Origin of the sequence: Umezakia ovalisporum Ak1311, from assembly GCF_029891685.1 — a bacterium.
In the GTDB taxonomy this organism is placed as follows: domain Bacteria; phylum Cyanobacteriota; class Cyanobacteriia; order Cyanobacteriales; family Nostocaceae; genus Umezakia; species Umezakia ovalisporum.
In genome coordinates, this window is sequence record NZ_JANQDJ010000026.1 from 1 (window position 1) to 11,204 (window position 11,204).

Here is an 11,204-nt window from a genome sequence, read left to right on the forward strand (position 1 = left end):
CTATACTAGTAAGCAAATTCCCCCAAATGAGTCCAGAGGAAATATTCAAGATGTTAGACCTGAAAACAGCAGATATTACCCAGACAAGATTCTATCGGGATGTGTTCGCACTAGGAGCCCAGGAAGGTAGGGCTGAAGGTATAGCCGAAGGTAAACAGGAGGGTGAAGCCCAGCTAATTATCCGGTTGCTCCATCGCCGATGTGGGGGATTGTCACCTAGTGAAGAAACTCAAATTCGCTCCCTAGACTTGAACCAACTGGAGTCCCTAGGGGAAGCGCTCCTGGATTTTACTACCATTGCTGACCTAGAAGCTTGGTTAAATGCCATACATCAGGGAAAATAGCAATCCCTCCTCATTTTATCTTATTTAACCTCATATATCCCTGGTTAACAGTTTTTCCTATTCCTCAACTGTCTTTGGGTTTTTCTGAGCTTCAAGCCATCGTTTATAGGCTCACTTCTCCAATTTTTATCTTCCTAACTCACCCTGAATTCTATTTTTCCTCTGCCTCAAGTGATACAACAGGGATAAATATATCGGTCTTTATCAGTTAGAAAACACATCAAATAATTGACTGTCTGAACTGCTCCCCGGATGAATCCGGGGAGGAGTAATTCAGATAACTTTGGTTAGATGGTGTAGCAAAAGTTGATTGTATGTTCTCAGAACTAGCCGACATCATCATGGGCAAAACGGTTAAAGAGGAAGTCTAAGGCATAGTTCCGCAGCTGATAGTATTGTGGATCTTCCATAATCCGCGCGCGATCGCGGGGACGACTAAAAGGAATTTTCATGACTTCACCAATTTTGGCCTGTGGGCCATTGGTCATCATCACTAATTTATCTGCTAAAAATAAAGCTTCGTCAATGTCGTGAGTAATCATCAACACAGTACAACGATTTTCGTTCCAAATTTTCAGCAGTTCTTCTTGTAACTCTTCTTTGGTAATTGCATCTAGTGCCCCAAAGGGTTCATCTAAAATTAAGACCTTGGGACGAATTGCCAAAGCACGAGCAATAGAAACCCGTTGTCTCATACCGCCGGACATTTGGGTAGGTTTCTTGTCCATTGCATCACTTAATCCCACCATTACCAGATGTTCCCGGACAATTGCGCGTTTTTCAGCTTCTATTTTGTTGGGGTAAACAGCGTTAACCGCTAGATAAATATTTTCAAAGGCTGTGCGCCAAGGTAACAAAGCATAGTTTTGAAACACTACCATTCTATCGGGGCCTGGTTTAGTGATGGGTTGACCTTCCAATAAAACTTGCCCAGTGGTAGGAGTGTTAAAACCTGACACCATATTCAGCAGTGTTGATTTACCACAACCAGAGTGACCGATGACGCAAATAAATTCACCTTGTTCTACATTTAGGTTGACACCATCAAGAACAGTGAAAGGGCCTTTCTTGGTGGGATAGACCTTGGTAACATCTTTGATTTCTAAAAAAGATTGGCGAGGGTCATTGGCAAGACTTAAAAATCTACCCTGTCTATTTGTAGTAAATTCTGTGATGAAACTGCTGTTTTCCATGGTATTAATGTAGGATATTTAAGGATTTAGGGTGAGTAGAAGGCATTGCTCTAACTTGCCTTAAGGAACTTTTCTTGTTGGTGAGTCGAGGATGACCTCGGCAACTGAAACATCACGTTTAATTTTGAGGCTGTTTAGATAGGCAATGGGGTCATCAGTATTAAAGGGTGTACCATCAAATAATTGAATAGGTTGGCGAGTGTAGCTGATATCCAAACCTAATTCTCTGGCGGCGGTACTAAATATCCGCACGCTGCACAATCTTTCCACAATTTCCACCCAGTTTCTAGGAAAGGGAGTATCACCCCAACGAGCCAATTGGCTCATAATCCACATTTGTTCCGTGCGACTGGGGCGATTAATGGCAGAGTCAGAGTAAAACTGATGGTGAGCATACTGGCGCAGTGGATGGTTGATGTCACAAGTACCACTGTTGGGGTTTTCTAGTTGGATGTACTGTAAATCGGTGCTGACGTAATCTCTACTTGCCAAAATTTTGGTAATTTCTTCGGCATTTTCGGGTTTTGCACAGTATTGGCAAGCTTCTAGTAAGGCTTTAGTTAAGGCAATATAAGTATTGGGATAAGCTTCTGCCCAATCTTCTCGCACACCGAGAACTTTACCCGGGTGTCCTAACCAAACTTCTAAGTCCGTGGCAATGGTGAAACCTAGGCCTTCCTCAGCTGCGCGGTAGTTCCAAGGTTCACCGACACAGTAACCGTTAATAGTGCCGGCTTTTAGGTCAGCAACCATTTGGGCGGGGGGAATAATTTTCATATCTACATCTAAGTCCGGGTCAATTCCCCCAGCCGCCAACCAGTAACGCAGCAATAAGTTGTGCATAGATGCCGTATGCACTACCCCCATGATGTGCCGTTGTTCACGGGTACGCAACAGGTAATCTTTAAAATCTGATAAGGTAACTACACCTTGGTCATAAAAGCGTTTCGCTAATGTGATGGCGTTACCGTTGCGAGTCATGGTCAGGGAAGTCACAACAGGAACTGGTGTATTGTTATGTCCTCCCAGTGTTAACCACATGGGCATCCCAGAAGGCATTTGTGCTGCATCAATATAGCCCCCTACTATGCCATCAACGATACCACGCCAGCTGGTTTCCCGGACAAGGTTAACTTGATCTAATCCGTGTTTGGTGAAGAAACCTTTTTCTTTTGCTACTGCTAAGGGGGCGCAGGCGGTAAGGGGTAGGAAGCCAATTTCTAAGTTTACCTTTTCTAATCCATGGCGAGCCACAGCAGCAGTTTTTCTGGCGCGAATTTTCTTCACCCGTTTCTGCTGGTTGAGGAAGTAAATCATTTCACTCCGCAAGCTGTAATAGCTAGGGTGTTCCACTACTTCCATGCGTTTACGAGGGCGGGGAATATCAACTTCGAGAATGTCACCAATTTTTGATGCTGGGCCATTGGTGAGCATGACAATCCTATCAGATAGCATCACTGCTTCATCCACATCATGAGTTACCATGACGGCGGTAACTTGATTTTCTTCGCAGATTTGCATTAACTGTTCTTGTAAGTTACCCCTTGTCAAAGCATCTAGTGCGCCAAAGGGTTCATCTAATAGTAGTAATTTAGGACGAATTGCTAAAGCCCGAGCGATGGCTACTCGTTGTTTTTGTCCACCAGATAACATAGCGGGCTGCTTGTCAGCATGGGGGCGCAACCCCACCATGTCTATATGTTTTTCGACAATTGCCTTACGTTCAGCTTGGGGCATTCCCCGCATAACTGAATCGACAGCCAAGGTGATATTTTCTCGTACCGTTCGCCAAGGTAGCAATGAATAATTTTGAAAAACTACCATTCGGTCTGGCCCTGGCTTGCTAATTCTTTGTCCTTCCAAAGTCACTACACCTTCACTTGGTAAATCCAAACCTGCAATCATATTTAATAAGGTGGATTTACCGCAACCAGAATGACCAATCAAAGAAACAAACTCACCTTTTTTAATTTCTAGATCTATTCCTTTGAGGGCGATATATTGGCCACCGCCAGTGAGATTAAATACTTTGTCAATTTGGTCAACAGCAACGAATACAGACATAATTTTTCGTGATTGAAGAGCAGGAATTTTTACGCAGTTTCTATTTTTGTTCTGTGGGTAAAATCAAGTTTTGAATCCAAGCCATCAGTTTGTCTAGTAACAAACCCACTGCACCGATGTAAACCAGTGCCAAGATAATTTCGCTGATGTAGTTGTTTTGGTAAGCATCCCAAATAAAGAAACCAATACCGACAATACCTGACATCACAATTTCGGCTGCAATAATTGCCAACCAAGCTAAACCAATGGCAATTCTCAAACCTGTAAAAATGTAGGGTAAGGCAGCAGGAATAAGGATGTTAAAGAAATAGTCTTGTTTAGAAAGTTGCAGCACCTTGGCAACATTGTTATAGTCCTGGGGAATTTCTTTCACACCTACAGCTGTGTTAATGAGAATTGGCCAAATTGCCGTGATAAATATCACAAACAGCGCGGCGGGTTCGTTTTGTCTTAAAGCTGCTAGGGAAATAGGCACCCAAGCTAAGGGGGGTACAGTTCGTAATAACTGAAATAAAGGATCTAAGGCTTTAGACATGGTTTTATTCACACCGATGCCAATGCCTAAAGAAACACCAACCAAAGCAGCGAAAGAGTAACCAATAGCTACCCGTTGCAGACTAGCCCAAATTTGCCAAAATAATCCTTTATCAATACCGCCTCGGTCATAAAAGGGATATAAAATCAAAATCCAAGTATCTTGGACAACTTTGATAGGCCCTGGTAGTGTTGCGCCAGGAGTCCAAGAAAAAATTTGCCAAACCACTAGAAAACTTACAAGCGCTATCAATGGCGGCACAAGTTCAGGAAGTTGTTTTTGGAATTGATATATTAAATTTTTGTCTAATTTATGATTAGCTGAAGTTCGTTGTGTAAATGTCATATGCCCTCTTGATTCATGAACAATGATGGTTGTACAAACGCGATATATGCTGTCTCGTATCACTAAACACTAACTTTCTTGATTTGCAGACTCTTGAGATATGCTTCTGGGTTTTCCGGGTCAAATTTTGTGCCATCAAAAAATTCTTCTATTCCACGAGATGTTTTGGTGGGAATATCAGAGGTTGCAATTCCTGCTTCTTTTGCCGCTTCTTTCCAAATATCTTCGCGGTTAACTTTATCGATTAATGCTTTAGCCTTGGTAGCGTTGTTGACAATGTAATCTTTGGGCAAGAATCCCCAACGGACGCTTTCTGTGATAAACCATAAATCATGACTCTTATAAGGATAAGAAACGCTGCCTTTTTCATCTTTCCAATACAGGGCGGCCATTGATCTGTCATCAATTTGACGACCTTCTCCCATGTCGTATTTACCCATGAAGGGGGGGATTAAAACGTCAACTGGTACATTAAAGTAAGCTCTTTGTGCCAAGATATTGGCCATTTCTTGGCGATTATCAAAGTTATCGCACCATTGTTGAGCTTCCATGATGCCTTTTAACAGTGCTTTGGTAGCTTTAGGATGCTGGTCAACCCAATCAGCTCTCATGGCTAGATATTCTTCCGGGTGATTCTTCCAAATTTCTGCTGTTAATGCAGCCATGAAACCAATTTTGTCTTTGACGATACGGAAAGGCCAAGGGTCACCAGTGCTAAACGCATCCATCGTCCCTGTTTTCATGTTGGCGACGGTTTGCGCTGATGGGACTGTGAGCAATTTCACATCTACATCAGGGTCAATACCACCTGCGGCTAACCAGTAGCGAATCCAAAAATCTTGGTTAACAGCTGGGAAAGTTTGGGCAGCTGTGAAAGGTGTTGGTGAAGCTTTGAGTTTGGAAAATATGGACTTGGCATCGGCTAATTGTAACCCTATACCCCTACCTTGGTGTTTGTTCGCCATCGCAATGCCATTTCCATGTGTGATTAATTGACATAATGCATACATGGTAATTTTTTGATTACCCTTAGTAATTAAACCTTCAGTAATTAAATGAGGCATGGGCATTTGCCATTGACCACCATCAATTCCACCTCCAGCAGAACCAATTTCTACGTTATCCCTAGCTGACCCCCAAGAAGCTTGTTTAGAAAGCTCCACATTGGTCATACCATATTTAGCAAAAAACCCTTTTTCTAGGGCAATAATTAAAGGCGCAGCTTCTACAATTGGCACATATCCTAACTTAACTGCATTAGTTTCTGGAGCTTGTTCGGGGCTAAAATTGGCAGCTGGTTGAGCAGTTTCTCTGGACAAAGTGTTACCAGCATTGGGTTCTGGAGGATTGCCCACACATCCTTTCAACAACACCGCACCTGCTGATGCTCCAGATGTAAAGATAAATTTACGGCGAGTAAATTGATGAAAAAGTTCTGACATATAAGCTCCTTAAAGCTAAACTTTAATTTTTTCTCAAAACAATTATTGCAAGTGAAACTCAATGTTTCTTGCATAATTTGTAATTATGTTCGCCATAGTCAGGTAATCAAAAAAAACCTGCTTATGTACGGACACATTAAGGTGAATTAATTTGGTAAATTGATGGCTATTTGGGTTATTGCTCACCCGGTTATTAAGGTATTGAAATTAGTTTACAGGCATTGCTATAAAAATGGTTTAGTTTTGAAAGGCAATTATTAAATAAATATTAGATTGAAGCTATAAGTAAAAGTTAATCATTGAGTCAAAAGCTACCATTAGCCTTGAATGTATTGTCATTTATAAAAGTAATACGAAAAACTAGAGCCATCCTAAATAAGTCAGTAACATCCAGATACCCGACCTTTTTAACAAGTCAGGTATCTGAGCCTTTCCATGTTGCTAAATCAAATAGGATTGCTATAGAGAAATTACAATTAAATATATTTGAATTTGTTTATTATTAACTAGGTTTTGGTAAAGCATACCAGAAGTAAAAAAGGAGTAAGGAATAAATCTTGTCAAGATGAAAAGCCATGGGGTGATTGATTGCATAGGCAAATATCCCTATTCCCCACAAAAAGAGAACAAATTCCCCTGCTCCCCTTCATCACTGGGTTAACCCCAAGGCGTTATGGTGACTCACACTCTTTTTTAGTTATATGGTGACGATAGCGAAACATCGCTTCTAATTGGGCTTGTACTAGCCAACCAGTCATAAATTCAACTGTTCCCCCACCAGGTATGGAAAAAGAAATAGCATCAGTGAGCTTGGTTTTACCATTTTCGCCGACAAACCGATGTTCATGTACCCAAGATTCAAAAGGGCCAGATATTTGTTCGTCGATAAACAGATGATTTTTCTCACATTTAGTGTGACGCGCTAACCAAGTTAAAGGTAATGGCCCCAAAAACAGACGAAATTCAGTAATAGCACCTACTTCCAGCCCACCTTGACGACGGACAACCTGAACTGGTTGCCAAGGTGGGTTGAGTAGTTGCAAAATATCTGGTCTTTCGTGGAATTTCCACACTACTTCCGGTGGGGCGTTAATTACTGAGAAATGTTGAAAGTGCAGCATGAACAGAAAAACCTAAAATTTAGCCTTCACAATCACTATCAATCTCGACATCTAGGGTATCTTCATCAACCCTGACATATAAAATATTTGGGTTACAGCAAACTTGACAATCTTCTCCATAGGATTGTTGTGTCCCGGCACTCAAATCGATAAAAGTTAAGTTTGGTTCTCCGCAATAAGCGCAGTAATACTTGGCAGTATTTTGCATTCGTTTCACAGCTAGGAATTAGACGGCTGTAGTTTTTTGGGGGATGAGTTAACATCAGTGGTAGCTAAGGCTACCCCAGGAAAACTATCAGCCAAGTGCTTCAGTAGTGTAGACCTTGGCAGAGGCCCTTGCAAGTGATTCCAAGGTAATATTTGCTGAGTTGACCAGTTGCTGTGGACGTAAAATTCTAAGTCCGGGATTTGTCCTTTGAGTTGTTTAAAAGCACGTTTGTAGCTACCCAAAGAATCGCCAAAACCACGGGTTAACTCCAGAAGTTGAGACAGTCGGCGATCGCCCCTTGATAATAAAGCTTGTATAATCGACCAATTATAACTTTCTGGGCGAAATTCTATTCCTTGGGGTTTTAGCTGTTTTTGTAGCATCTGCAAGCGCTTTTCGCTGTGGGGATTGACTCCAAACCATTGAAATGGCGTGTGTGCTTTGGGTACAAAAGTACTACATCCAAATGTTAACCGCAATCCTGGGGCAGCTTTTTTAATACTTTGCATCATTGCCACAGTTTGCTGCAAATCTGCTGTTTCTTCACCGGGTATTCCCACCATACCGTAGAATTTCAGGCTTTTTAACCCTCCAGCTTTAGCATTCACCGCAGCTTGGATAATTTCATCATTATGTAGTTTCTTATTAATGATTTGCCGCAGTTTTTCTGAACCACTTTCCACAGCAATGGTAAGCGATCGCGTGTCTCTTTTGGCTAAGGTTTCCGCAAGTTGTACTGTTACAGTGTTGGTTCTGACTGAGGCAATACTCAGACGGACATGATCATATTTTGGCTGACTGATATAATTGAGCAAAGCTTCAAATTCTGGATGTTGAGTTACAGAAGCACCCAATAAACCCAGGCGGTTAGTGACAGCTAACCCTTTTTCCATAGCCGGAATTAACGAACCTTCGAGGCTGGCTGTTCTAAAGGGTAATGTCAGATAACTCGCTAAACAGAAGCGACACATTTCTGGACAACTTCGCACTACTTCCACCATGTAGATATTTTCCCAGGCGGCTTTTTCTGTAACCACAGTTGATGTTGATAAGGTATTCCCTCGGTAAGTTTGCTTTTGCACCACTGAAGGAATTTCTGGGCAAATTGGCTTAATTGACTTGATCTCACCATCTTGGGTCTCATATTCCACCTCATACAAACTGGGAACATAAATTCCTGGTACTTGCGCCAGTGCTTTGAGTTGAGTTTCTTTAGAGGCGTTTCTAACCTGCTTGTATCTCTCAATCAAATTAGGTAACAGATTTTCGCCATCACCCAGCAAGATCACATCAAAAAAGTCTGCAAAAGGTTCGGGGTTAGCGGTGAGTACAGGACCACCACCAAAAACTAGGGGATGGAAATCATTACGGGAAGTTGCCCGGATGGGAATATCTAAAGATTCTAGTAAACTTAAAATGTTGACATAATCCAGTTCCCAGGAAATGGAAAATCCCAGTAGTTCAGCTTTTCTGGGTAGTGGTTCCTGAACATCCGTAAACAAGCGACTTACTTGGACATCTTCACGCATGGCTAAAGTTGCCCACACTACCTGATAGCCCAGGCTAGTAATACCCACTGTGTACTCATTAGGAAAAGCAAAAATTATCGGTATAGCATCACCATGGGGACTTGTGGGCGTAAATAAGAGGCGTTCAGAGGCAAATACAGATGATGTCACAGGTGTTGATTAGGAGCAAGTTTATCTATATTTAATTTTAAGCCATAGAATTATGAGGTTGAAAAACAAAGTTATGCCGTTAGCAAGAATAATCGGCCAAGATTTGAGATAGATTCCATATATTAGCCACAACAAAAGACCACTCATAAATGTAATCAGCATCAGGTAAGACACATCTTTTGCTGATTTAGTTCTCCATGTTTTAAACATTTGTGGCAAGAAAGCACTAGTTGTTAAACCCGCCGCGCATAATCCTAACAGTGTGATAGAATCCATATTTAATGGTTGATATTCAAATGAGAGGTTTGGCTAAACTTATTCTTTGTCATTATACAACGCTCATATATTGACAAGATTTACTTACAAGAAAATAATTATATGCACAACGAAATAATAGATGCCAAAGCCTATTTAATTTTTGATGTTTTAGAATCCCTCAATTTGCCCTTCACTTTTGAGGCATCATTTAAGATGACTCAGAATCAACTCACGAAAAATCGTTTTCTTTTAGGAATGGAAAACTCATATCAACTGAGAAAAAATATTTTGTATATTTGCCAAAGTATTAATATGCCTAATCAATATTTGGAGGTATTTATCCAAAATTTACCTAACGCTAATATGATATCTTTGGGCTTTGAAGGTTATGCAATCAGTTGTATGTATAAAGCGTATTTATAATTTTGGGATAAAACTATTTATGAACTAAAACATAAATATAATAAAACGCAACCTGTGCTATTATAAAGCAATTTCCGCTGTGGTGAGGTACAAATCATAATCATGAAAATTTTGTGGGGTGGGCATCTTGCCCGCCAATATTGTACCTCACGTTTTATATCAGAAACACATCCCATATGTAGGTACTTAAAAGCTTGAAAGCTTGTAACTTCTGGAAATAGGTTTTGATAGAATGGAAAGTATTGGTCCACAAATTTTACTCTAGGCGGGCTTTGGCTAGGCTCAACCCTATTCTCTGTCTGCTGTTTTTGCCATCGCCCTTAATTATACTTTGGCGATAGTGATAAAAAAGGGTTAACAACCAACCCTTGAACAATCTCAGATACAATAATTAATATAAATTTACCCCCAACGGGTCTTACTATAATCTACAGCCTCTTTTGTTGAAAGTTTCACCCTTGAGTTATTACTGCGAAGATAAAATACTTCTTCTTTACCGCTTTTATCTTTGACGTACACAGGTTTGGGTGAAGGTTTAACAATTACTCGACACACATCCTGTCCACTTACTTGATGACAGGTAATTTGGAATAGTGTACCACTATCTTTACCTATTTCTCTTAACAGTAAATCATTATTTAAAAACAGCATGTAGCCGTCTTTGTTTTGTTTTCTCAATGTTTGATAATCATTTTTTAAGCCTAAAGGTTCGCCATTGTCATCTATACCAATTAATAATGTCCCTCCACTGGCGTTTAAAAATGCCGCAACAGTTTTAACGATTTCATGTTCCATTGCCTTATCTTGTTTATAGCTTTTCTTACTCTAGTGAGGTACAGTAACAACAATGGGTAAACCAATTATAAATATCCTCTAATGAGATTTGACTAAAAGCAGTTTTAATTGCTTTTGCTAAGTCTGGATAACTTCTAGCACCGAGAGAACGTAGTAGATTTTTAATTTTTGACCAACAATTCTCTATAGGACAAAAATCAGGAGAATATGGAGGCAAATAAATCAATTTAGCTCCAGCAGATTCGATTAATTTTTCAATCTCTTTACTTTTATGAATTGAACAATTATCCATGCTTACATAAGCACCTTTCCACAGATTTGTAACTAATTTTTGAGAAATATAAGCCTCAAAATTCAGTCCATCAGTTGCACGTAAAATACTGTATTGACTAATCATACCTTTGAGAGCAATTGCACCAATTATAGAGACATTTTGGCAACGTTTTTGACATCGTGAACCATGGGCTCTTTTACCTTTTTTAGCACGAGATAAGTGTCTTATTAAAGATAGATTAGCTCCCAATTCATCAAGAAATATAAGGTCTTCAGCAGGTATGCTCTGAAGCTGACGCCAGAATTCTACTCTTAATAATTGAACTCTTTCAGTCTCTTTTTCCGAGGCGTGCAATGTTTTTTTAGGGTAATTTCCATCTTCCGTAACATCCGGTCTACTGTAGATATACCAATTGTTACTCCTGTTCTTTCTTGAAGAATTAAGCGAATTTCTCCCAATGTGGCATCATTCTTGGCTTCAACTATTTCTTGGAGAATATTAAGTTGTTCAGAATTGAGCTTTG

General features: G+C 40.3%; 11 protein-coding genes and 3 pseudogenes. 3 read left to right on the plus strand and 11 right to left on the minus strand.

Going from position 1 to position 11,204, the window contains the following annotated elements:
- Both NWP25_RS03755 and NWP25_RS03760 read left to right on the plus strand, forming a co-directional pair.
- On the plus strand, positions 1-344 hold a 344-nt coding region (locus NWP25_RS03755; protein ID WP_280698893.1), incomplete at its 5' end, for a DUF4351 domain-containing protein.
- A 14-nt stretch (positions 345-358) separates the two neighbouring features.
- Positions 359-556 (plus strand): annotated as a pseudogene (locus NWP25_RS03760) (hypothetical protein); the annotation flags it as partial.
- Between the two features lie 114 nt (positions 557-670).
- On the opposite strand, the gene NWP25_RS03765 reads toward NWP25_RS03760, so the two are convergent.
- From NWP25_RS03765 to NWP25_RS03800, 8 genes are all read right to left on the minus strand, one after another.
- Entirely contained in the window at positions 671-1,537 is an 867-nt protein-coding gene (locus tag NWP25_RS03765) for a nitrate ABC transporter ATP-binding protein (RefSeq protein WP_280650052.1), read from the minus strand.
- A gap of 60 nt (positions 1,538-1,597) precedes the next feature.
- The gene (locus NWP25_RS03770; RefSeq protein ID WP_280650053.1) at positions 1,598-3,601 is read right to left on the minus strand and encodes an ABC transporter ATP-binding/substrate-binding protein; all 2,004 of its coding nucleotides are present in this window, start codon (positions 3,599-3,601) and stop codon (positions 1,598-1,600) included.
- Positions 3,602-3,641: 40 nt separating this feature from the next.
- Positions 3,642-4,481, minus strand: coding sequence for a nitrate ABC transporter permease (gene ntrB, locus NWP25_RS03775; RefSeq protein ID WP_280650054.1), 840 nt, complete (start codon positions 4,479-4,481; stop codon positions 3,642-3,644).
- A 62-nt stretch (positions 4,482-4,543) separates the two neighbouring features.
- Entirely contained in the window at positions 4,544-5,923 is a 1,380-nt protein-coding gene (locus tag NWP25_RS03780) for a CmpA/NrtA family ABC transporter substrate-binding protein (protein WP_280698894.1), read from the minus strand.
- A gap of 671 nt (positions 5,924-6,594) precedes the next feature.
- The gene (locus NWP25_RS03785) at positions 6,595-7,044 is read right to left on the minus strand and encodes an SRPBCC family protein (RefSeq protein WP_280650056.1); all 450 of its coding nucleotides are present in this window, start codon (positions 7,042-7,044) and stop codon (positions 6,595-6,597) included.
- A 19-nt stretch (positions 7,045-7,063) separates the two neighbouring features.
- Positions 7,064-7,252, minus strand: coding sequence for a CPXCG motif-containing cysteine-rich protein (locus NWP25_RS03790; protein WP_280650057.1), 189 nt, complete (start codon positions 7,250-7,252; stop codon positions 7,064-7,066).
- A gap of 11 nt (positions 7,253-7,263) precedes the next feature.
- Complete coding sequence (locus tag NWP25_RS03795) at positions 7,264-8,931, minus strand: B12-binding domain-containing radical SAM protein (protein ID WP_280698896.1); 1,668 nt, start codon at positions 8,929-8,931, stop codon at positions 7,264-7,266.
- Between the two features lie 21 nt (positions 8,932-8,952).
- The gene (locus NWP25_RS03800) at positions 8,953-9,207 is read right to left on the minus strand and encodes a SemiSWEET transporter (protein WP_280698898.1); all 255 of its coding nucleotides are present in this window, start codon (positions 9,205-9,207) and stop codon (positions 8,953-8,955) included.
- Between the two features lie 102 nt (positions 9,208-9,309).
- Between NWP25_RS03800 and NWP25_RS03805 the strand changes: the two genes are divergently transcribed.
- Positions 9,310-9,612: a hypothetical protein gene (locus NWP25_RS03805; protein ID WP_280698899.1), complete on the plus strand. Its 303-nt coding sequence runs from the start codon at positions 9,310-9,312 to the stop codon at positions 9,610-9,612.
- A 402-nt stretch (positions 9,613-10,014) separates the two neighbouring features.
- Here NWP25_RS03805 and NWP25_RS03810 read toward each other — a convergent pair.
- The 3 genes and pseudogenes from NWP25_RS03810 to NWP25_RS03820 all read right to left on the minus strand — a co-directional run.
- A pseudogene (locus tag NWP25_RS03810) lies at positions 10,015-10,413 on the minus strand (AlbA family DNA-binding domain-containing protein); the annotation flags it as partial.
- A 19-nt stretch (positions 10,414-10,432) separates the two neighbouring features.
- Positions 10,433-11,035 carry an IS630 family transposase gene (locus NWP25_RS03815; protein ID WP_280698901.1) on the minus strand — a complete coding sequence of 201 codons (603 nt, stop codon included), beginning with the start codon at positions 11,033-11,035 and terminating at the stop codon, positions 10,433-10,435.
- Positions 10,993-11,204, minus strand: a pseudogene (locus tag NWP25_RS03820) (hypothetical protein); the annotation flags it as partial. The pseudogene NWP25_RS03820 and the gene NWP25_RS03815, both read right to left, overlap by 43 nt.